The organism is Variovorax paradoxus (assembly GCF_029919115.1).
Lineage (GTDB): Bacteria > Pseudomonadota > Gammaproteobacteria > Burkholderiales > Burkholderiaceae_C > Variovorax > Variovorax paradoxus_O.
This window is the reverse complement of sequence record NZ_CP123990.1, coordinates 4,873,567-4,894,373: the sequence shown is the minus strand read 5'-3', so window position 1 is coordinate 4,894,373 and position 20,807 is coordinate 4,873,567. Positions and strand designations below refer to the sequence as shown.

The 20,807-nt window shown below is 67.2% G+C and carries 21 protein-coding genes; 10 read left to right on the top strand and 11 right to left on the bottom strand.

Annotated elements, in window-relative coordinates:
- The first annotated feature begins 99 nt into the window (after positions 1 to 99).
- On the top strand, positions 100 to 753 hold the full coding sequence (locus tag QHG62_RS23520; protein ID WP_281148037.1) for a DUF1345 domain-containing protein: 654 nt from the start codon (positions 100 to 102) through the stop codon (positions 751 to 753).
- On the opposite strand, the gene QHG62_RS23515 is transcribed toward QHG62_RS23520, so the two are convergent.
- The 3 genes from QHG62_RS23515 to QHG62_RS23505 are packed head-to-tail and all read right to left on the bottom strand — an operon-like array spanning position 728 to position 3,849.
- Positions 728 to 1,696 (bottom strand): DMT family transporter, encoded by a 969-nt coding sequence (locus QHG62_RS23515; RefSeq protein WP_281148036.1) that lies wholly within the window; start codon positions 1,694 to 1,696, stop codon positions 728 to 730. The two genes, QHG62_RS23520 and QHG62_RS23515, sit on opposite strands and share 26 nt — an antisense overlap.
- 47 nt (positions 1,697 to 1,743) lie before the next feature.
- On the bottom strand, positions 1,744 to 2,238 hold the full coding sequence (locus QHG62_RS23510; protein WP_281148035.1) for a methylated-DNA--[protein]-cysteine S-methyltransferase: 495 nt from the start codon (positions 2,236 to 2,238) through the stop codon (positions 1,744 to 1,746).
- A 6-nt stretch (positions 2,239 to 2,244) separates the two neighbouring features.
- On the bottom strand, positions 2,245 to 3,849 hold the full coding sequence (locus QHG62_RS23505; protein ID WP_281148034.1) for a DNA-3-methyladenine glycosylase 2 family protein: 1,605 nt from the start codon (positions 3,847 to 3,849) through the stop codon (positions 2,245 to 2,247).
- A gap of 111 nt (positions 3,850 to 3,960) precedes the next feature.
- On the opposite strand from QHG62_RS23505, the gene QHG62_RS23500 reads away from it, so the two are divergent.
- Together QHG62_RS23500 and QHG62_RS23495 are read left to right on the top strand one after the other, a co-directional pair.
- Positions 3,961 to 5,343, top strand: a complete 1,383-nt coding sequence (locus QHG62_RS23500) for a phosphomannomutase/phosphoglucomutase (RefSeq protein ID WP_281148033.1) — start codon at positions 3,961 to 3,963, stop codon at positions 5,341 to 5,343.
- A 5-nt stretch (positions 5,344 to 5,348) separates the two neighbouring features.
- Positions 5,349 to 6,728, top strand: a complete 1,380-nt coding sequence (locus QHG62_RS23495) for a 3-deoxy-D-manno-octulosonic acid transferase (RefSeq protein WP_281148032.1) — start codon at positions 5,349 to 5,351, stop codon at positions 6,726 to 6,728.
- 17 nt (positions 6,729 to 6,745) lie between these two features.
- On the opposite strand, the gene QHG62_RS23490 is transcribed toward QHG62_RS23495, so the two are convergent.
- The 4 genes from QHG62_RS23490 to QHG62_RS23475 form a co-directional block, all read right to left on the bottom strand.
- Positions 6,746 to 8,299, bottom strand: coding sequence for a TolC family outer membrane protein (locus tag QHG62_RS23490; protein ID WP_281148031.1), 1,554 nt, complete (start codon positions 8,297 to 8,299; stop codon positions 6,746 to 6,748).
- A 21-nt stretch (positions 8,300 to 8,320) separates the two neighbouring features.
- On the bottom strand, positions 8,321 to 8,659 hold the full coding sequence (locus tag QHG62_RS23485; protein ID WP_157614927.1) for a rhodanese-like domain-containing protein: 339 nt from the start codon (positions 8,657 to 8,659) through the stop codon (positions 8,321 to 8,323).
- A 14-nt stretch (positions 8,660 to 8,673) separates the two neighbouring features.
- Entirely contained in the window at positions 8,674 to 9,351 is a 678-nt protein-coding gene (locus tag QHG62_RS23480) for a protein-L-isoaspartate O-methyltransferase family protein (protein WP_281148030.1), read from the bottom strand.
- A gap of 90 nt (positions 9,352 to 9,441) precedes the next feature.
- Positions 9,442 to 10,119: a TetR/AcrR family transcriptional regulator gene (locus QHG62_RS23475; RefSeq protein WP_281148029.1), complete on the bottom strand. Its 678-nt coding sequence runs from the start codon at positions 10,117 to 10,119 to the stop codon at positions 9,442 to 9,444.
- 113 nt (positions 10,120 to 10,232) lie between these two features.
- Here QHG62_RS23475 and QHG62_RS23470 point away from each other — a divergent pair, with 113 nt between their 5' ends.
- From QHG62_RS23470 to QHG62_RS23460, 3 genes are all read left to right on the top strand, one after another.
- A complete protein-coding gene (locus QHG62_RS23470; protein WP_281148028.1) occupies positions 10,233 to 10,628 on the top strand; it encodes a hypothetical protein in 396 nt (131 codons plus the stop codon).
- A gap of 77 nt (positions 10,629 to 10,705) precedes the next feature.
- Positions 10,706 to 12,820, top strand: a complete 2,115-nt coding sequence (locus QHG62_RS23465; protein WP_281148027.1) for a TonB-dependent receptor — start codon at positions 10,706 to 10,708, stop codon at positions 12,818 to 12,820.
- A gap of 80 nt (positions 12,821 to 12,900) precedes the next feature.
- On the top strand, positions 12,901 to 13,851 hold the full coding sequence (locus QHG62_RS23460) for an AEC family transporter (protein WP_281148026.1): 951 nt from the start codon (positions 12,901 to 12,903) through the stop codon (positions 13,849 to 13,851).
- Between the two features lie 99 nt (positions 13,852 to 13,950).
- Here QHG62_RS23460 and QHG62_RS23455 read toward each other — a convergent pair whose 3' ends face one another.
- Positions 13,951 to 14,304, bottom strand: coding sequence for a hypothetical protein (locus QHG62_RS23455; protein WP_281148025.1), 354 nt, complete (start codon positions 14,302 to 14,304; stop codon positions 13,951 to 13,953).
- Positions 14,305 to 14,328: 24 nt separating this feature from the next.
- On the opposite strand from QHG62_RS23455, the gene QHG62_RS23450 reads away from it, so the two are divergent.
- Positions 14,329 to 15,531 carry an OmpA family protein gene (locus QHG62_RS23450; protein WP_281148024.1) on the top strand — a complete coding sequence of 401 codons (1,203 nt, stop codon included), beginning with the start codon at positions 14,329 to 14,331 and terminating at the stop codon, positions 15,529 to 15,531.
- Positions 15,532 to 15,537: 6 nt separating this feature from the next.
- Here QHG62_RS23450 and pdxH read toward each other — a convergent pair whose 3' ends face one another.
- Positions 15,538 to 16,191 carry a pyridoxamine 5'-phosphate oxidase gene (pdxH, locus tag QHG62_RS23445; RefSeq protein ID WP_281148023.1) on the bottom strand — a complete coding sequence of 218 codons (654 nt, stop codon included), beginning with the start codon at positions 16,189 to 16,191 and terminating at the stop codon, positions 15,538 to 15,540.
- Between the two features lie 54 nt (positions 16,192 to 16,245).
- Here pdxH and QHG62_RS23440 point away from each other — a divergent pair, with 54 nt between their 5' ends.
- Positions 16,246 to 16,818 carry a nucleotidyltransferase family protein gene (locus tag QHG62_RS23440; protein WP_281148022.1) on the top strand — a complete coding sequence of 191 codons (573 nt, stop codon included), beginning with the start codon at positions 16,246 to 16,248 and terminating at the stop codon, positions 16,816 to 16,818.
- Positions 16,819 to 16,826: 8 nt separating this feature from the next.
- Here the strand turns inward: QHG62_RS23440 and QHG62_RS23435 are convergent, their stop codons facing one another.
- Entirely contained in the window at positions 16,827 to 17,369 is a 543-nt protein-coding gene (locus QHG62_RS23435; protein ID WP_281148021.1) for a superoxide dismutase family protein, read from the bottom strand.
- Positions 17,366 to 18,127, bottom strand: a complete 762-nt coding sequence (locus tag QHG62_RS23430; RefSeq protein ID WP_281148020.1) for a gamma-glutamylcyclotransferase — start codon at positions 18,125 to 18,127, stop codon at positions 17,366 to 17,368. The genes QHG62_RS23435 and QHG62_RS23430 overlap by 4 nt, the downstream gene beginning before the upstream one ends.
- A gap of 123 nt (positions 18,128 to 18,250) precedes the next feature.
- Between QHG62_RS23430 and QHG62_RS23425 the strand changes: the two genes are divergently transcribed.
- Entirely contained in the window at positions 18,251 to 18,808 is a 558-nt protein-coding gene (locus QHG62_RS23425; protein WP_281148019.1) for an OmpA family protein, read from the top strand.
- A 172-nt stretch (positions 18,809 to 18,980) separates the two neighbouring features.
- A complete protein-coding gene (edd, locus tag QHG62_RS23420) occupies positions 18,981 to 20,807 on the top strand; it encodes a phosphogluconate dehydratase (protein ID WP_281148018.1) in 1,827 nt (608 codons plus the stop codon).

The following is a 20,807-nucleotide window of genomic DNA, read 5'->3' as shown; positions in this document are numbered from 1 at the left end:
TTGCCAAATCTCCATGCGCTGATCGCCGCTCCGCTTGTAGGACAGTGCCCATGCACATGTTCTGCACGCCTGAAAAAGTACTCAAGGTAAGCTTTGAACATGCGCAAACACCTGTCCACCACCACCGGCCCGCAGCGTCTTCTCTACGGCGGAGTCGCAGGCCTGGTCGTCGCAGCAATCCCGTGGCCGGTCGACGCAATGGCGCGCGGCCTTGCGGGCTGGTGCGTGAGTGCTGCGGTCTACCTGGTGCTCACATGGTGGCTGGCCCACACCTTCGATGCACAGCGAACCCGTGAGCGTGCGCAAGCGCTGGACCAACCCAACATGGTGATCCTGGTGTCGATGCTGGTCGCAATTGGTGCGAGCGTGGTGGCCATTGCAATGCTGCTTCAGCAGGTCAAGCTGCTGAGCGGGCCCGCGCGCACCGGGCACATTGCGCTCGGGCTGGTGGCGCTGGTCGGCTCGTGGCTCATGATGCACACGATCTACGCCTTTCACTACGCGCATCGCTATTACATCGACCAGCGGGACGGCTCGCCCGACGGGGGCCTGGATTTTCCGGGCAAGGACGAGCCGGACTACTTCGACTTCTTGTATTACGCCTACGTGGTCGGCATGACCTCGCAGGTGTCCGACGTGCAGGCCACCTCGCGCGAGATGCGGCGCATCACGCTGATGCACAGCGTGCTCGCCTTCGGCTTCAACATGCTGGTGCTTGCGCTGTCGGTCAACGTGGTCGCGGCGGCGATGTAGCGGCTGCCGAGCCGGCGCCCGGCCACAGCTTGACGAGGCCCGTGGAAAGCGCCACGCCGCACACGATGACCGCCGCGCAGATCAGCATCCACTGCGTGATGTTTTCGCCCAGGAACACGGCGCCGTAGAACACCGCGAAGACCGGCACCAGGAAGGTCACGGTCAGGGCGCGCGCCGGACCCGCGTTGGCGATGAGCCGGAAGAACAGGATGTAGGCCAGGCCGGTACAGGCAATGCCCAGCGCCAGCAATGCGAGCCATGCGCGCAGGCTGGGCATTTGCGTGGGCCAGAACCACAGCGCGGGCAACGCAAGGAACAGCGTGGCGCCGATCTGGCTGCCGGTGGCCGTGGCCAGCGCAGGCACGCCGCCCAGGTAGCGCCGCGTGGCGCTGGCTGCCACGCCATAGCTTGCGCAGGCGCCAAGGCAGGCCAGCACGGCCCACAGCGCGGCATTGCCTCCGGCATCGGCATGCAGGCCCGCGCTGCGGCTTGCGAGCATGGCAACGCCTGCAAAGCCGATGACCAGCCCGACGATGCGCGAGCCATCGGGCCGGTCGCGAAACCAGGCCCAGGCCACGAGCGCGCCGAACATCGGCACGGTGGCGTTGATGACCGCGGCCAGGCCGCTGTTGATGGTGAGCAGCGCAAAGCAGAACAGTGCGAACGGAATGCCCGAGTTCAGCACGCCGATCGCCATCGAGGCTTTCCAGTGCTGCGCCAGCGCCGCACCGTGGCCGCGCATGAAGAGCAGCGGCAACAAGAAGAGCGTGGCCACGCCGACGCGCACCGCGGCCGCCGGCAAGGCACCGAACTCGGCGGCGCCGATGCGCATGAAAAGAAAAGACGCGCCCCAGAGCGCGCCGAGCAGCACGAGATCGATGAGCCATGCCTTGGGCTTTGGCGAGTCGGTGGCTGCGGTGTTGTCTTTTGTTGTTGTAGTCATACGTTCTCTTGCATTCTCTTGATCTGCGCGCCCGGCCGGGGCCAGGCCTATTTCGATTCGAGTTCCAGCAAGGCGGTCTTGCGGTGAAGCCCGCCAGCGTAACCGGTCAGCGAGCCGTTGGCACCGAGAACGCGGTGGCAAGGCACGATCACGCTGATCGGGTTGCGTCCCACGGCCGCACCCACCGCACGCACCGCGCCAGGGTTGCCCACGTTGGCGCTCAGTGCGCCGTAGGTCATCGTCTTGCCCGCGGGTATGGCAAGCAGTGCCTGCCATACGCTCTGCTGGAACGTGGTGCCGTGCGACAGATCGAGTTTCACATCGAAGGTGTCGCGCTTGCCGGCAAAGTAGTCGCGCAGCTGCGCCCCGGCTTCGACCAGCGCGGGATGATCGTCCTTGGGTTGCCAGCCCGTGGTGTCGGGCCAATGGCGTTGCTGGTCGAACCAGACGCCCGCCAGGCCTTCGTCGGTGGCGGCCATGGTGATGCCGCCCAGCGGCGTTTCGATGTGCGATGTGTAGATGACTTTGGTCTTGAACTTCATGACATTTCAGGCGGAGGCGCCTGCCGTTGTGATGTTGCTGGAAGAAGGTTCTGCCGCGGGTGGTTCCGCGGTTGTGGCGGTTGCCGGTAATGGCGACGGTGCATGCCATGCGCGCAGCACCGCGTAGCTGCGCCAGGGGCGCCATGCCTGCGATGACTCGCTCGCCGCGCGTGCGGTTGTCACGCCCAATGCTTTTTGCAGCGCGACGTCTCCGGCCGGAAACGCATCGGGCCAGCGCAGCGCGCGCATGGCGATGTACTGCGCGGTCCAGGCGCCGATGCCCGGCAACTCCTGCAGCGCGGCGATGGTCGAAGGCACGTCGGCACGCGCATGCAGCGCCAGCTTGCCGGCCGCGACCTCGCGGGCAATGGCCTGCAGCGCGGCTTGCCGCTGGCGCACGATGCCGAGCTGCCCAAGTGCATCTCCGCTCGCGGCCGCCACGGCTGCAGGCGTGGGGAACAACCGGTCCAGGCCCTCGATGGGGGTGGCAATGGGTTCGCCGAACGCAGCCACCAACCGCGAGCCCAGCGTGCGCGCCGCAGCCACCGTGATCTGCTGGCCCAGCACTGCGCGCACCGCGAGTTCGAAGCCGTCGACGGTGCCCGGCACGCGCAGCCCGTCGCCGTGCGGAAAGGCTTCGTGCAGCGCGGCGTTGATGGCCATCGGCTCGGCATCGAGGTCGAGCATGGCCCGCGCGCGGCTGATCACGATCGGCAGCACCGCGGCAAGCGAATCGCTCACCGAGAGCAGCATCTGCTCGCGCTCCATGTCGAAGCGCAACTGCAGCCATCCGGCGTGCGTTTGCGTGCCTTGCTGCACGCGCAGCGTGCGGGCCAGCTGCACAAAGGTTGGCGTGCTGCCCTTGGCGGGCTCCTTGCCGTCGGCGGTGAACGCAACTTCGACGCCCCGCAGTGCACGGCGCGCAAAGAAGCCGAGCATTGCGTTCACGTCGTACGGCGGGCGAAAGCCCAGGCGCACTTCGATGGCTTTTGCTTCACCGCCCTCCGCGCCGCCCGCGCGCCGCAGCGCACTCGGGTTGAGGCCGTAGTGCTCCAGAAATGCGGCGTTGAAGCGGCGCACGCTCGCAAAGCCGCTGGCCAGTGCCACCTGCGTCATGGGCAGGCGCGTGTCGGCAATCAGCTGCTTGGCGGCCAGCAGCCGCCGCGTTTGCAGGTATTGCAGGGGCGAGACGCCGAACTGCGCCTCGAAGATGCGCCTCAGGTGCCGATCGCTCACGCCGAGCCGTGCTGCAATCTGTGCGGCGCCGGGGCCGTCCTCGGTCCAGGCATCGGGTTCGTCGATGAGGCGCGCGGCCTGGAGCGCGAGAATGCGCGAGGCATCTTCGGTGGACCAGCTTGCCGCCCGCGGCGCCAGTTCGGGCCGGCAGCGCAGGCAAGGGCGAAAGCCTTCCGCCTCGGCCTGCGCCGCATGGCGGAAGAACCGGCAGTTCTCGCGGCGGGGCAGCTTCACGCGGCAGACCGGCCTGCAATAGATGCCGGTGGAGGTCACCGCCGTGAAGAACGTGCCGTCGAAGCGCGCATCGTGCGTCTTCATTGCCAGGTAGCAGGCGTCGCTCTCGAGCACTTCGGTGGAGGCATGTGTGGAAGGCATGGGCAAATGATACGGTTTCGACTCGTTTCAACTGGCCGTTTTCGGACATGTGGGCACCAGGCTGCTTGCCTACAATGGCTCGGTCTTTAGAACTACAGGGAATGCCTTCTCATGCAACTCAGTGCGTCGATTTTCAAGGCCTACGACATCCGCGGCGTGGTACCCGTCACGCTCGATGCCGAGGTCGCCGAAGCGCTCGGCCGGGCCTTTGGCAGCGCCGCCCGTGCCGCCGGTGAAAAAACCGTGGCCGTGGGCCGCGACGGCCGCCTGTCGGGCCCTGCGCTCGCCGAAGCACTGATCAAGGGCCTTGTCGCCACCGGCATCGAGGTTATCAACGTGGGCGCCGTGACCACGCCCATGCTGTACTTTGCGGCGCACACGCTGTCGAGCAGCGGCATCCAGGTGACCGGCAGCCACAATCCGAAGGACTACAACGGCTTCAAGATGGTGCTGGCAGGCCGCGCCATCTACGGCGACGAGATCCAGGGCCTGCGCAAGGGGATGGAAGAAGGCACCGCCAAGCTGGCACCGGGCGGCAGCGTGCGCAATGTCGATGTGACCGAGGCCTATGTGAAGCGCATCGTCGGCGACATCAAGCTGGCGCGGCCACTGAAGATCGTGGTGGATTCGGGCAACGGCATTGCGGGCGCTTCGGCTCCCGCCATCTTCCGCGCCATCGGCTGCGAAGTGACCGAGCTGTTCAGCGAGGTCGACGGCGACTTTCCCAACCACCACCCCGACCCGAGCCGTCCCGAAAACCTGAAGGACTTGATGGCCGCGCTGGCCACGGGCGACGCCGAACTGGGCCTGGCCTTCGACGGCGACGGCGACCGCCTTGGCATCGTCACGAAAGACGGCCAGAACATCTTCCCCGACCGCCAGATGCAGCTCTTTGCGCAGGACGTGCTTTCGCGCGTGCCGGGCGGCACCATCGTTTACGACGTGAAGTGCTCGCAGCGCCTGGGGCCGGCCATCGAGGCCGCAGGCGGCAAGCCGATGATCTTCAAGACCGGCCATTCGCTCATCAAGGCCAAGATGAAGGAAATCGATTCACCGCTCGGCGGCGAAATGAGCGGCCACATCTTCTTCAAGGAGCGCTGGTTCGGCTTCGACGACGGCACCTATGCGGGCTGCCGCCTGCTCGAGATATTGAGCAAGACGCCCAACGCGAGCGACACGCTCAACGCGCTGCCCACGAGCTTCTCGACGCCCGAGCTCAACGTGAAGTGCGCCGAAGGCGAGCCGCATGCGGTGGTCGAAAAGCTGGTTTCAAGCGCAAGCTTTGCGGCACCCGCGGTGGTCTCGACCATCGACGGATTGCGCGTCGACTGGCCCGACGGCTTCGGCCTCATTCGCGCTTCCAACACCACGCCGGTGCTGGTGCTGCGCTTCGAAGGCCAGACCGATGCGGCCCTGAAGCGCATCGAAGCCGAGATGCTCGCGCTCCTCAGAACCGTGAAGGCCGACGCGACGCTGGCCGAAGCGTCGCACTGAACCCCGTGCGTTCGCTGCTGCTGCGCCTGTACGGCGTCTTCACCACCGTTGTGCAACCGCTGGTTCGCCGCAAGCTGCGGCGCCGCGCGGTGGCCGAGCCGGGCTATGGCGTGGCCGTGGAGGAACGCTTCGGCTACTACGACGATGCAACCACTGGCGAAGGGCAGTGCTGGGTGCATGCGGTTTCGCTCGGTGAAACACGCGCGGCCGCCATCCTGATTGCCGAGCTGCGTCGGCAGTACCCCGGCATACCCATTTTGCTCACGCACGGCACCGCCACCGGCCGCGAAGAGGGGGCCAAGCTGCTGGAGCCGGGCGACACGCAGGTCTGGCAGCCGTGGGACATGCCGGGCGCGGTGGCGCGTTTTCTCGATCGCTTCCAGCCGCGCATCGGCGTGCTGATGGAAACCGAAGTCTGGCCCGAGATGGCCGCCGCCTGCGCCGAGCGCCGCATTCCGCTCGTGCTTGCCAACGCACGCCTCAACGAAAAGTCGCTGGCCGCGGCCGAGCGCCTGAGCTGGCTCGCGCGGCCCGCGTATTCGGCGCTGGCCGCCGTGTGGGCACAGACGGAGGCCGACGCGCACCGGCTGGTGTCGCTTGGCGCCAAGGTGGCCGGCATCTACGGCAACCTCAAGTTCGATGCCTCGCCCGACGCGCGCCAGCTCACCGCGGCCGTGGCGCTGCGCGAGCGGCTGCCCAAGCCGATGGTGGTGCTTGCGAGCTCGCGCGACGGCGAAGAGCGCATGCTGCTCGAGGTGCTCAAGCGCTTCGGTGCCACGTCGCCCGTGCCGCCGGAGCAGGGCGCCGTCCGCTCGATTGCCAAGCGCGTGCATGACGTGCAATGGATGATCGTGCCGCGCCATCCGCAGCGCTTCGACGAAGTGGCCGCGCTCATCGAATCGCAAGGCTTTGCCGTGGCGCGCCGAAGCGCGGCCGGCCAGCCGACCGATGCAGAGATATGGCTTGGCGATTCGCTCGGCGAAATGGCGCTTTACTACGGCCTGGCCGATGTTGCGCTGCTGGGCGGAAGCTTCGAACCGCTGGGCGGCCAGAACCTCATCGAGCCCGCCGCTTGCGGCTGTCCGGTGGTCATGGGCCCCTCGACCTTCAACTTTGCCGAAGCGGCGCAGCTTTCGCTTGCGGCCGGTGCCTCGCTGCGCGTCGAGAACATGGAGCAGGCGGTGACGGCGGCCCTCAAGCTGGTCGAGAACCCCGAGCGCCGCGCTGCGATGGCGCAGGCCGCGCTGGCTTTTTCATCGTCCAACCGCGGGGCGGCCGAGCGCACCGCCGCGGCCGTGCTTGCCATTGCGCAGGCTGCCGACCCCGTGCCGACCGGCGCCGCGCCTCTGGAAGAAGACGCGAGAGCGGAACCCACGCTCGAGTAGCCGCGTGGGCTGAATTCTCAGCGAACGGGGGGATTCAGGATGACCGGTGGCGGCGGTGCCGAAGGCATCGTCGGAGCCGGCGGATTGAACGGCGGCACAGGCACGGGCGGCACCACCGGAATGCTCGGCGGCGTGACCGGCACCACCGTCGAAGGCGCCGTCTGCGGGCGCTCGCCGGTCGAAGGCTGTGCCGGCTGCGAAGACGGGCCGCCGTTCTTCGCCAGCGTCGCGTTGATCGCGTTCATGTCGTCCACCGTCAGCGTGCCGTTGGCCTGGCGCAGCTTCAGGTTGCCCAGCAGCACGTTGTAGCGCGCCTGCGCAAGGTCGCGCTTGGTCTGGTACAGCTGGCTTTGCGAATTGAGCACATCGATGTTGATGCGCACGCCCACCTGGTAGCCGAGCCGGTTGGCGTCGAGCGCGCTCTGGCTCGAGGCTTCGGCGGCTTCGAGCGCCTTGACCTGGCCCGCGCCGGATACCAGCCCGAGGTAGGCTGCGCGGGTGGCCTGCGCCACGCTGCGGCGGGTGCCTTCGAGCACGCTGCGCGACTGCTCTTCGAGTGCCAGCGTTTCCTTGATGCGGTTCTCGGTGGCAAAGCCCGCGAAGAGCGGCATGTTGAACACCACGCCCACCGACGCGGCATCGATGCGCGTGCCCACAGTGCTGGTGCTGGTGCCGTGCGGATTGCGCGTGATGTTGTAGCCCAGGTTGGCGTCCAGCGTGGGCTTGTGGCCGGCTTCGGCCTTGCGGATTTCGAGGCCGGCCACGTCGAGGCCGAGCCGCGCCTGGCGGATGGAGGGATGCGCTTCTTCGGCCTGCGCCACCCATGCATCGATGCTTGCGGGCATGGCCGTTGGCAGCACCACGGGCTGCGCCAGCGGAACCGGCACGCTGCCGGGCCTGCCGACCAGCTGGTCGAGGACGATCTTCTTGACCTGCAGGTCGTTCTCCGCGGCAATCTCTTGCGCAATGACGAGGTCGTAGCGCGCCTGTGCTTCACGCGTGTCGGTGATGGTGGAAGTGCCGACCTCGAAGTTGCGCTTGGCCGACGCGAGCTGCTCGGCCACGGCCACCTTTTGCGCGCGCACCAGCGTCAGGCTGTCCTGGCTGGCGAGCACGTCGAAATACGCTTGGCTCACGCGAACGATCAGGTCCTGCTCGGCCGCGGTGAGCACCGCCTCGGCAATCTCGGCCTGGCGCTTGCCCTGCTCGTAGGTGGCCCAGTTGGCGGGCCGGTAGATCGGCTGCGTGGCGTTGATGCCGACGTTCTGCGTCGTGAAGTCGCGCGGCGTGCTGGTGCCGCGGCCGGGGCCGGTGAGGGTGTCGATGTCGAGATTGTTGCGCGTGGCGCCGGCCGTGAGCCCCACGGCGGGAAGAATGCCCGCCTTGGCCTGCGCCGCGCGCGCCACGTTCGCGTCGTACTGGGCTCGCGCACCCTGGTAGGTGGCGTCGAAGCCGCGTGCGGATTCGTAGAGTTCGTTCAGTGTCTGGCCTTGGGCCGGCAGTGCGAGCAGGGTGGCAAAGAGACTTGCGAGCGCTGCGGAAAGAGGCAAAAGCCTGGGCCTGGAAGGCATTGAACGTCCTTGAAGAAAGAATCAGTAGCGCGGCACGGCCGGGTCGTGCTGTGCGGACCAGGCGTCGATGCCGCCGGCCACGTTGGCCAGCTCGGCAAAGCCGTTCTGGCTCAGGAAGGCCGCCACGCGCTGGCTGCGCGCGCCGTGATGGCACAGGCACGCAATGCGCTGGCCTTCGTCGAGTTCGGAAAGCCGCCCCGGAATCTCGTTCATCGGGATGGCGACCAGCGTGAAGCCCTGGGGCGCGACGCTTGCCGTCTGCAGTTCCCAGGGTTCGCGCACGTCGAGCAGCACGGGCGCCGCATCGGGGTTCTGGGCAAACCAGGCTGCAAGATCGGCGGGGCGGACTTGATCGATCATTCGAAGACGTCCGTTCAGAACGAGAAGCGCGAAGGCTCGGGGAAATTGAGCAGCCGCGGCGCCACCGTGTCCCACGGCTGGATCGTGTCCCACTTGCTTTCGCTGCTGCGGGTGACGAAGTGCGCGCGCATCATGGGTTCTTCGCCCACGATGGCGGCCAGGCGGCCACCCACCTTGAGAGAGCCGAGCAGGTTCTGCGGAATGCGGGCGACGGAACCGCTGAGCACGATCACGTCGAAGCTCGGGCCGCTCGGCAGCGGCACGGCGCCGTCGGCGTTGCGCACTTCCACGTTGGCAACGCCGTTCTGGCGCAGCGTCTCGGCGGCGCGGGCGGCCAGCACGGGGTCGATTTCGAGCGACAGCACCTGGGCGGCGCGATGGGCGAGCAGGGCGGCCATGAAGCCGGAGCCGGTACCGATCTCGAGCACCGACTCGTGCTTTTGCACGTGCAGGTCCTGCAGCATGCGCGCCTCGACCTTGGGCGAGAGCATCACCTGGCCGGGAACGGAGCCGTCGCCGAGCGGAATTTCCATGTCGAAGAAGGCCAGGCCGCGATGCGCGGGCGGCACGTAGTCTTCGCGCCGGATGGCAGCCAGCAGGTCGAGAATTTCGAGGTCCAGCACATCCCAGGGCCGGATCTGCTGCTCGATCATGTTGAAGCGCAAGCGCTCGAGGGTGGGGGTCGGGTTCATTGGGGGCTTTTCCTTGTGGGGCTCAGGACAAACCTTCAATTTTAGGTTGCGCAGCGCCCGCTCGCGGAAGCCCGGCCATCCATGCACGCTTCATGCCGCGGCTCCCGGGCGGCGGGTAAGGCCGTAAAGCACGGTTTCCGCCTGGGTGGCAAGGTACTTTTCAGGGTCGAGCGAGGTGTCTTCGTCGACACACACCATGGCCGAGTGCTTCCACAGCATCAGGAAGACCATGGGCGCCACCACCGAGTAAATGGCGTGGTCGATGTCGACCGGCGCGAATTCGCCCTTGTCGATGCCACGTTGCAGGATGCGCCGCAACAGCGAATGGCCCGGCCGGATCACTTCCTTGCGGTAGAACTCCGCCAGGTCCGGAAAATTGGCGCCTTCGCTCATCATGAGCTTGGTCAGGCCCGAAGCCTTGGTCATGCCGACCCGCTCCCACCAGACGCGCATGCAATAGCGCAGCATGTCGGCCGAGGTGCCCTCGAAGGTTTCGAACTCTTCGTTCCACTCGGAGAACCGGCCGCTGAGGTTTTCGACCACCACGGCCTTGAAGAGCTCTTCCTTGCTCGGAAAATAAAGAAAGAGCGTGCCCTTGGAGACCCCGGCGCGCGCCGCGACTTCCTCGGAGCGGGTGGCGGCAAAGCCTTTTTCAACGAACAGATCGAGTGCCGCCGCCAGCAGTTCGCCGGGGCGCGCCTCCTTGCGGCGCTCGCGTTTGGAGCGCACCGGGCAGATCTTGTCGACAAAGGAACGGGGCGTGGGCATGAGATTAATGACTCGCGGGTTAGTAATGTAGTGACCCGCATCCGGCCCGTCAAGCCGCGACAATATCGGGTTCGCTTTTTTCCTGCCCGCTCCGTTTTCAACACCCGCTCCCTGTGCACACCGCCTGCCAAGCTCCACACCGGTCGATTCTGTCGACCCGCGCGATCGCCGTCGCGCTGGTGGTTGCGCTGTGGTTTGCGGGTACGCTGGGGCTGATCCACCGGACGCTGCACGTGCCCGGGCTGGGGCAGGCCAGCTCCGCCGCGCAGGCTGTCCATGCCGACGCTGCGGGCAAGCACATCCACGGAATTGCCAGCCTCTTCGGCGACCATTCCGATGCCGAGTGCCGGCTGTACGACCAGCTGTCGCACGGTTCGGGCGCCTTGGGTGTGCCCATGGTGGTGCTGCCGGTGCTGTTGCCGTCGGCCACCTTTGCGTATCTCCAGGGCGAGGCCATCGCCCGCTGGGTTGCGCTGTTCGACGCGCGCGGCCCGCCTTCCACTCGCTGAATCCCTCCGTGTTCCGGTTGCTGCACCGCCTCTGGTGGTCGCGGCAGATCGTCCATTGATTCAACGAGTGCCCATTCATGATTCCCAATTTCCGTCGCAACGCCATCGGCGCTGCCGTTCTTTCGCTCGCCTCTTTCGCGAGCCTGGCCCAGGCGCAACCGCAGCCCCAGCCGGCCCCCCAGCCGCAATCCGCTGAAGCGCCCGCGGCCTCCCTGCCTGAAATTGCCGTCACCGGCAATCCGCTAGGCGCGGCCGACCTGATTGCGCCCACCACCACGCTCTCGGGCGACAAGCTGCTGATGCGCTCCGAATCGACGCTCGGCGAAACGCTCAACAACCTTCCCGGCGTGAGCAGCAGCTACTTCGGGCCCAACGCGAGCCGCCCGATCATTCGCGGCCTGGACGGCGACCGCATCCGCATCCTGCAGAACGGCGGCGGCGCGCCCGATGCTTCGGCGCTGAGTTACGACCACGCGGTGCCGGTCGATTCGCTGGTGACCGACCGCGTCGAAGTGCTGCGCGGGCCGTCTGCGCTGCAGTACGGCGGCAGTGCGGTGGGCGGCGTGGTCAACGTCATCGACAACCGCATTCCGACCGAGCCGATCGACGGCTTCGGCGGCCGTGCCGACCTGGGCTTTTCGACCGGCAACAAGGAAAAGAACGGCGGTGTGGTCTTCGAGGGCGGCAACGGCCGCCTGGCGCTGCACGTCGATGCGTTCAACCGCGACTCCAAGGACGTCTCGGTGCCCATCGAACTGGAATGCACCAAGCCTGGCCGTCCCACGCTGGCGCGCAAGATCTGCAATTCGGCCAACGAGGCGCACGGCGGCGCCGTGGGCGGCACGCTGTTCTTCGACCAGGGATGGATCGGCGCTTCGGCGAGCACCTACCGCAGCAACTACGGCACGGTGGCCGAAGACGACGTGACCATCGGCATGAAGTCCGACCGCTATGCCATCGAAGGCGAATGGCGCCCGGGCGGCATCATCAGCAGCGTTCACGCCAAGCTCAGCCACACCGACTACCGCCACACCGAGTTCGAAGGCGGCGAGGCCGGCACCACCTTCTCGAACATGAGCAATGACCTGCGCATCGAGGCGCGCCACCAGAAGATCGGCAACCTCGAAGGCCTGGTGGGTTTCAGCAGCGAGACCAACCGCTTTGCCGCGGACGGCGCGGAAGCCTTTGCGCCGCACAGCCGCACGCGCTCCAACGCGCTGTTCATGTACGAAGAGCTCGGCACCTCATGGGGCCGGCTGAGCTTTGGCGCGCGCACCGAGAAGGTCCGCATCACCTCGCTCGGCTATCCGGACGACCCGAGCGTGACGCGTTTTGCGGTCGGCGAGCGCACCTTCAACCCGCACAGCGCGGCCCTGGGCGCGCTGGTCAACCTGACGCCGCAGTGGCAGCTCACCTCGAACCTGGCCTACACCGAGCGGGCTCCGAAGGACTACGAACTGCTTGCCAACGGCCCGCACGTGGCAACGGCCGCATGGGAGGTCGGCAACCCGAATCTCGAGAAGGAAAAGTCGACCGGCTTCGACCTGGGGGCGCAATGGAAGTCGGGCGCCAACACCGCCCGCGTCAACGCGTACGTCACGCGTTTCCGCAACTACATCGGCCTGACGGCATCGGGCCGCACGCTCGATGAAGAAGGCCAGGTGGTGACCGACCCGGAGGCGACGGACACGCTGGCCGAGTACCTCTACAGCGGCGTGCGCGCGCGGTTCACCGGCATCGAGGCGAACGGCAACCTGCGCCTCTTGGGCACCGACGGCTTTGCGCGTTCGGCGGACGGCTCCACGCTCGACCTGGAGTGGCGCGGCGACATCGTGCGGGCCAAGAACCTCGACACCGGCGAGCCGCTGCCGCGCATTGCGCCGCTGCGCGTGGGCGCCACGCTGGCCTACGGCAATGGCCCGTGGGGTGCGCGCCTGGGCTTCGACTACAACGCGGCGCAGCGCCGGGTGCCGAGCGTGGGCGCGCGTGAGACCGACTCCTACACGCTGTGGAATGCGGCCGTCACGTACCGCATGAAGGTGCAGCGCGCCAACCTCACCTGGTATGCGCGTGTCGACAACATCACCAACAAGCTGGCCTACAGCCCGACATCGATCCTGACGACGACGGTGTACCCGAACGCGCCGCTGCCGGGACGTTCGCTGAAGGTCGGCCTGCGCGTGACGTTCTGACCTGACGCCCATCAGGCCTGCTCTTTCTCGAAAGGAAAGGGCAGGCCGGGCTGAGCGCACCCTCGGCTATCCTCGACCGGGTGAACCCGTTCGTCATTTCCTCGCTGCTGCCGGTCGTCGTCCTGATCGCAGCAGGCTACCTGGCAGGCCGGCGCCGCTGGATCGGCGGCAACGCCGTCAAGGACCTTTCCAACCTGATCTTCCTGCTGCTTGCGCCGGCGCTGCTGTTCCGTGCGATGAGCACGGTGCACGTGGAAGAACTCAGCCTCAAGCCTGTGGCGGCGTACTTCATTGCATCGGGCCTGCTGTTCGCGGGCACATTGGCGCTGCGCGGCTTCAACCGCACGGCAGCCGTCCTGGCGCTGGCCAACACCTACAGCAATACCGTGATGATCGGCATCGTGCTGGTCGGCCTTGCGTATGGCGACCAAGGCATGGTGGTGCTGCTCACGCTGATCTCGCTGCATTCGCTGGTGCTGTTGACGAGCGCCACCGTGGTGCTGGAGCTGGCCGTGGCGCGCGAGCATGCGGTGGTGAGCGGCGAGGAGAAGCGTTCCATGGTTCGCACGGTGCTGCGGGCTCTTCGCAACGCCATCATCCACCCGGTGCCGATGCCGATCATCGCGGGGCTGCTGTTCGCGCAGACGGGGCTCGTGATGCCCGACTTTCTCGACAAGCCGATCATGCTGCTCGGGCAGGCCTTCGGCCCGGTGGCGCTTGTGATGGTGGGCATCACGCTCGCGCTGACGCCCATCGGCCGGCACTGGCGCGGTGCCACGGTGCAGGCCCTGGTGAAGAACCTGCTGCATCCGCTGCTCGTGGCCGGCATCGGCTGGCTGCTGGGCGTGCGCGGCATTCCGCTCACCGTGATGGTGGTGGCGGCGGCGCTGCCCATCGGCGCCAACGTCTTTCTCTTTTCGCAGCGCTACCGCACGGCCGAAGACCTGGTGACGGCCAGCGTGGCGGTGTCGACGGTGCTCGCGCTGGCCACGCTCACGCTGGTGATGACGCTGGCGCAGTGGCTTCCCTGAAGCTTCAGTAGCCCGGCGGGCGCCTATGCCGTTCGGCAGGGTGGCCATTTGGCGAGATGGCGGGCGGCGCCCGCCGCTCTACATTTGCCGGCTGATGATTTACCAGGTGCGGTCTTCGCCGTTTTCCGCCATGGCGCCGATCGCAATGGCGGTCGCGCTGTGCTGCGCCGCGTTTGCCGCCACGGCAGATACCAAGCCTTGCAGGACGCCGTGCCTTTCGGCCGGCGTGCCGCGGGAAGCGGCGCCGCCGCCTGCAACCAAGCCGGCAGAGACCAGGCCGGCTGCGGCAACGCGGCCCGGTGCCAGGCCGCAGGCGGTCGCGGTGGCCGCGCAGCCGCTGCCAGTGCCGGAGGCGGAGAAGCCCGCGGCTCCCAAAAAGCCGCCGCTCTCCAGGCGCTGCAGCGAAATCAACATGCGAGCAGCGGTGGGGGAGCCGCTGTCGGAGGAAGACATGAAGATCTTGAGGAGCCAATGCTGATGATGAAGACCACCCATCCGATCAGGACCGCACTGCGCGTATTTGCGCTGTGCGCCGCGGCGCTTTCCGTTGCGTGCGCGCACCGGCCACCACCGGGCAATGCCATGCCTTTCGACCAGGCCGTCAACCAGGCGGTGGACGACCTGATCGTGCAGACGCAGAAGCTGCCGGCCTTCCTGGCCAAGGTGGAGTCGACCATCAAGCAGAGCCGCATCGTGATCGATCCGCTGCTCGAAGGTTCCAGCGGCCAGCAGACCGAAGTGACGCGCGTGGCCGAGCAGCGCGTGGTCCAGCGCATGCAGTCGCAGTTCAAGCAGTTCACCGTCACGCCCTTCAACAGCGCCGAGATCGAACGTGCGCAATACGTGCTGAACGGCACGCTGGTGCGCGACAAGGATTCGGCAGACGGCCGCTACCGCCTGAACCTGGCGCTGACTGAAATCAGGAGCGGCATGGTCATTGCGCAATCGGTGGCGCGCATCAGCGATCCGACGCTCGACACGCGGCCGACAGCCTTCTTTCGCGACAGCCCGGTGAACGGCAAGGACCGCGGCGTGGAAGGCTACATCCGCACCGCCGAAACGCAGCCCGGCCAGGCTGCCGACGCGCTGTACCTGGAGCGCCTGCCCACGTCGACGGTGCTGCAGGAAGCCACCGCCGCCTACGAGGCCGGCCGCATGAGCGAAGCCCTCGCCCGCTACGAAGCCGCATCGCGCCGGCACGACGGCCAGCAGCTGCGCATCTACAGTGGCCTGTATCTCACGCAGGCACACCTCGGCCGCACGGCCGATGCAGAAAAAACCTTCGGCACCCTGGCGCGGCTCGGGTTGGAAACCAACAACCTGAGCGTGAAGTTCCTGTTCAAGCCCGGCTCCACAGACTTCCTGGCCGACCCGAAGATCAGCGCCGCCTACCCGATGTGGCTGCGGCAGATCGCGCGCCAGGCGGCGCAGATCGATTCATGCGTGGTGGTCACGGGCCATACGAGCCGCACCGGCCCGGAGGCGGTCAACGAGCGCCTCTCCCTTCAGCGCGCGGTGAGCGTGAAGACCCGGCTGGTGGGCGAGGCGCCGCCGCTGTCGAGAAAGCTGCGCGAATCGGGCATGGGGTTCCGCGAGAACATCGTGGGCACCGGCGCTGACGACGCGAGCGATGCGCTCGACCGCCGCGTCGAATTCAAGGTCGCGCCCTGCGAGGCCTGAAGGGGCTCAGGGCGCGAGCCGTTCGCGCACCCAGCCCTCGCCTTCGAGCCGGTAGCGCAGCCTGTCGTGCAGGCGGCTCTTGCGGCCTTGCCAGAACTCCCAGCGGTCGGGAACGAGCCGGTAGCCGCCCCAATGCGGTGGGCGGGGAGGCGAGAGCAAGTGCTTGGCGGCGGCCACCGCGGCGTTCTTCACCAGCACGTCGCGGCCGCTGATCACTTCGCTCTGCGGGCTGGCCCAGGCGCCGATGCGCGAGTCGAGAGGGCGGCTGGCAAAGTAGGCATCGCTTTCTTCCGCCGTGGTTTTTTCGACCCGGCCTTCGATGCGCACCACACGCTCGAGTTCGACCCAGTGGAACTGCAATGCCGCGTACGGATTGCCCGACAGCTCCCGGCCCTTGCGGCTTTCGTAGTTGGTGTACCAGACGATGCCGCGCGCGTCGTAGCCCTTGATGAGCACGATGCGGCTCGAAGGCCGCAGGTCGCTCGCCACGGTGCACAGGGTCATCGCATTGGGCTCGGGCACCTGGGCGTCGATGGCTTCGCCGAGCCAGCGCTCGAACTGCTTCAGCGGATCGTCGGCGCTGTGGGCTTCGCCGAGTTCGGCCCGCTCGTAGCTCTTGCGCAGCGCGGCCAACGTTTCGGTGGTTGGGGAAGAGGTCATGCCGACATTGTTGCGCAAGCTTGCCGGGAGCCATTCCGCGCACATACTCGGCTTATGGCAACAAAGGCAAATTCTCCGTGGGTGATCGTGCTGGCTTCAGGCCGGGGCGAGCGTTTCAATGCGGCGGGCGGCGTGGGCTCCAAGCTGCAGGCGCCGCTCGCGGGCAAGCCGCTGCTCGAGCGAACGCTCGATGCTGTTCGCGCCAGCGGACTACCCTGGCGGCTCGAAGATGCCGGCCATCCAGGCATGGGCGATTCGATTGCCGCCGCGGTACGGGCCACGCCCGATGCTGCCGGCTGGCTGATCTTGCCCGGCGACCTGCCGCTGGTACGGCCTGAAACACTGCGTGCGGTTGCGGGGGCGCTTACCGGCCGCACATGCGCCGCGCAGCCGCAATACAAAGGCGAGCGTGGCCACCCGGTAGGCTTTGCGGCCGGATGCCGTGCGCAACTTGCGGCGCTGCAAGGGAATTTTGGCGCGGCGCCCATCCTCAAGGCGATGCGCGCCATCGATGCCGTCGCAGACCTTGTGGTGGACGATGTCGGAATCGTGACCGACATCGATACGCCGGAGGACCTGGCGCACGCAGAGGCCCTTTGGCGGGAGCGCTCCGCGGGTTCGGCCTGACGGGTCGATCAGCTCCGCGCGATCACCGCGCATGCGGTGCGCGGGCCGGAGTTGCCGGCTGGCTGGGTCGTGAAATCGTCCCGGTCGCGGTGCACGACGAGCGCGCGGCCCACCACGTTGTTGGCGGCGCCTTCGGTCAGAGAAATCGAGTGGATGTCGACGCGGAAGCGTGCCACGCCGCTGGCGTCGGCCGCGAGGCTCGGGAGTTCGCCGGCGTGGCTGCCCGGCGCGCCGAACTTGCCGTGCGTACCGCCGGCGGGGTTGAAGTGGCCGCCCGAGGCGTTGCCGTTGTCGCCGCAATCGCCTTTTTCATGGATGTGAAAACCGTGTTCGCTGCCCGGCACCAGGCCCCGCACTTCGCCCGCTACGCGCACACCGTGGTCCAGCGCGGTGAAGGTCACCGTGCCGCGCGTCGGGTTGGGCGAGATCGCCGCAGTCGGCGTCAGTTCGGCGGCCGCACCCGGCTTGCCGCCCATCATGCCGCCGCAGGCCGAAAGAAGGGCGCTGGCGAGAAGGGCTGTGCCGGTGGCGATCGAGAGACGATGGTTCATGGTTTTTCCTTGGACTGTCCGGATGATGGTTGGGAAGAAAAAGAACGCGAAGAAGAATTCTTCTCCGCAGACCCCGGAACGTATACCGGAGGAGGGGGCGTGCCGCAATCGGACGCCGCGCCGGATTGCGCCTGCTTGGCTTGCCGGTCCTCCCGTTCTTGGTGTTCCTGCTGTTCCTGCCTCTCGTGCGCCAGCGCAACCAGCCGTGCCAGCGCTGCGTCGTGGATCGAGTGGCGGCGCAGCTCCAGCAAGGTCTGGCGCGCATAGTCGAGCGAACTGCCGTAGCGGCCGACGGCGTGGGTGAAGATGTGGCGATAGCGCTCGTCGCTGAGTTCGCCGGTGAAATTGGGGCTGCGCCTGGAGAGCGTGAAGGCCAGCGCGCGCACCGGGCCTTCGGGCGTGATGCACTTGAGCCATTTCGGGTCGTAGACGCCCGTCGGCATTTCGCGCAACCAGAGCCTGCGCAGTGTTTCGAGGCCTTGGGACGTCGGCACCCGGAACACCATGCCCCGGCAACTGCCGCCCGAGAGCAGGCCGAAGACGAGGCCTGGCGTCTGCACGCTGCCGCGGTTGATGCGGCTCCACATCTTCAATGCGCGATGCCAGCCATGCACCCAGGCAAAGCGCCGCTCGGCAAAATCGAACTCGGGCCGCCATATGAGCGAGCCGTAGCCGAAGAGCCACAGGTCCTCGCGGCCGCCCCAGTCAGCAATAGCCTTTTCGAGCATCGGCTGCGGGTCGCGCAACGGCCGGGGCATCGGGTCCAGCCCCGGCGGCCCGGGGTCGGGTGCGGGGCCTGATGGGCCGGCGCCTACAATTTGGCGATCATGGTTCACCGCACCATTATTTACCGACCTCTTCCTTACGGAGCACGCAGACCCATGAATGAAGACGAAAGCCAGCAAAAGTTCGCCCTCGGATTTCTCCTGATACTGATTGCGCTGGTGATCTCCTTCGTACTGGGCATCGCGTTCTGGCACAAGGGCAAGAACGCAGCGGCAAAGGCCAAGCCCGCCCCCGTGGTTGCTGCGGCACCGGCACCGGCACCGGCCAAGCCAGCCACCACGGTGGCCGAGGTCACCGAAACGGTCACCGTCGTGATCCCCGACGGTGCCAGCATCCGTGTGGCCGACGGCGTGGTCAACTTCTATTTCGCGACCGGCAGCGCCGATATCGCACCGGGTGCCGCCGAGGCGCTGGCTGCCGTCATCAAGGGCGTGGAGAGCGGCCGCAAGGCGGTGGTCTCGGGCTTTCACGACACCACGGGCGACGCGGCCATCAACGAGCAGCTTGCCAAGAAGCGCGCCGAGATGATTCGCGACGTGCTGGTGGGCCTGGGCGTTCCGGCGGGCAAGGTCGACCTGCAAAGGCCCCCTGTTACGGCAGGTTCGGGCAACAACGCCGAGGCGCGCCGCGTCGAAGTCAAGCTCATCGATTGAGCCTCCTGCGCCCCTGATCGGCGCGGAAGTAAATGCAGGATGTAAATGCGTATTGCCGGAAGGCCGTTTTCGATCGGCCTTGTTGCTGCTGTCTTGGTACTATTCACTTCCAAGTCGAAGGTCGCAAAAGTGACATTGGCCAGATGCCGGCAGCGCGACCGAATACATCCCCATGAGCACACATCCCACCGTCCTTGACGTTACCGCTCGCATTCGCGAACGCAGCCGGGGGCCGCGCAGCGCGTACCTCGAGCGCCTCACCGAAATCCGCAACCGCGACCGCGGCTCCGACCGCATGGGCTGCGCCAACGTCGCGCACGCCGTGGCCGGCATTCCGGCCAACGACAAGTTCAGGGTGGTGACAGAGCGCGCGCCCAACATCGGCATCGTCACCGCCTACAACGACATGCTCTCGGCCCATGCGCCGTACCAGGGCTACCCCGACATCATCAAGAACGAGGCGCGCAGCCTTGGCGCCACCGCGCAGGTGGCCGGCGGCGTGCCCGCCATGTGCGACGGCGTGACGCAGGGCACGCCCGGCATGGAGCTGAGCCTCTTCAGCCGCGACGTGATCGCCATGGGCACCGCGGTGGCGCTCACCCACGACATGTTCGACGGCGCGCTGCTGCTGGGCGTGTGCGACAAGATCGTGCCGGGCCTCCTGATCGGCGCGCTGCATTTCGGGCACCTGCCGACCGTGTTCGTGCCCGCCGGCCCCATGCCCTCCGGCCTGTCGAACGGCGAAAAGTCGAAGGTGCGCGAGCAGGCCGCGCAAGGCCTGGTCGGCCGCCAGGGCCTGCTCGACGCCGAGATGGCGGCCTATCACACCGTGGGCACCTGCACCTTCTACGGCACCGCCAACAGCAACCAGATGCTGCTCGAGGCCATGGGCCTGCATGTACCCGGCACGGCGTTCATCCAGCCCGGCGATGCCATGCGAGAAACGCTCACGCGCGAGGCCGTTCGCACGGTACTCGGCCGCGCGAGCGAAACGAAATTCAACTGCCCACCCATCGGCGAGGTCGTGGACGAGCGCTGCATCGTCAATGCCATGGTCGCGCTGCTGGCAACGGGTGGCTCCACCAACCACCTGATCCACTGGGTGGCCGTGGCGCGCTCGGCCGGCATCGTGATCGACTGGGACGACTTCTCGCGCCTCTCCGACATCATTCCGCTGCTGACGCGCGTGTACCCCAACGGCAGTGCCGACGTGAACGCGTTCCAGGCCGCGGGCGGGCCGGGCTTCGTGATCGGCGAGCTGCTCGATGCGGGCCTCATGCATGCCGACGTGCTGACCGTGCGCGCCGGCGGCATTCGCGAATTTGCGAACGTGCCCACCATGGCCGAAGACAAGCGCCTTGTCTGGCAATCCGCCGCGCCTTCGAAGGACGATTCGGTTGCGCGGCCGGTGGAGAGCCCCTTCAGCACCACCGGCGGCCTGAAGCTGCTCAACGGCAACCTGGGGCGCAGCGTGATCAAGGTGTCTTCCGTGCCCGACGACCGCCACGTGATCGAAGCGCCCGCGCGTGTTTTCGATTCGCAGGCCGCGCTGCAGCAGGCCTTTACCGCCGGCGAACTCGAACGCGACGTGGTGTGCGTGGTGCGCTGGCAGGGCCCGCAGGCCAATGGCATGCCCGAACTGCACAAGCTCACGCCGCCGCTCTCGGTGCTGCAGGGCAAGGGCTTCCGCGTGGCGCTGGTCACCGACGGCCGCATGAGCGGCGCATCGGGCAAGGTGCCGGCCGCGATTCATGTCTCGCCCGAAGCCGCCGCGGGCGGCCCGCTCGCCAAGGTGCGCGACGGCGACGTCATCCGCCTGGATGCCGTGGCCGGTACCCTTGCCGTGCTGGTGCCCGACGACGAGTGGGCCGAACGCGAGCTTGCCAGGCTGCCCGAAGCCAAGCGCATCGCCGACGGCCACGGCCTCGGCCGCGAACTGTTCGCCGGCATGCGGCGCAATGCACTGACCGCGGAAGAGGGCGCATGCTCGTGGCTGTGA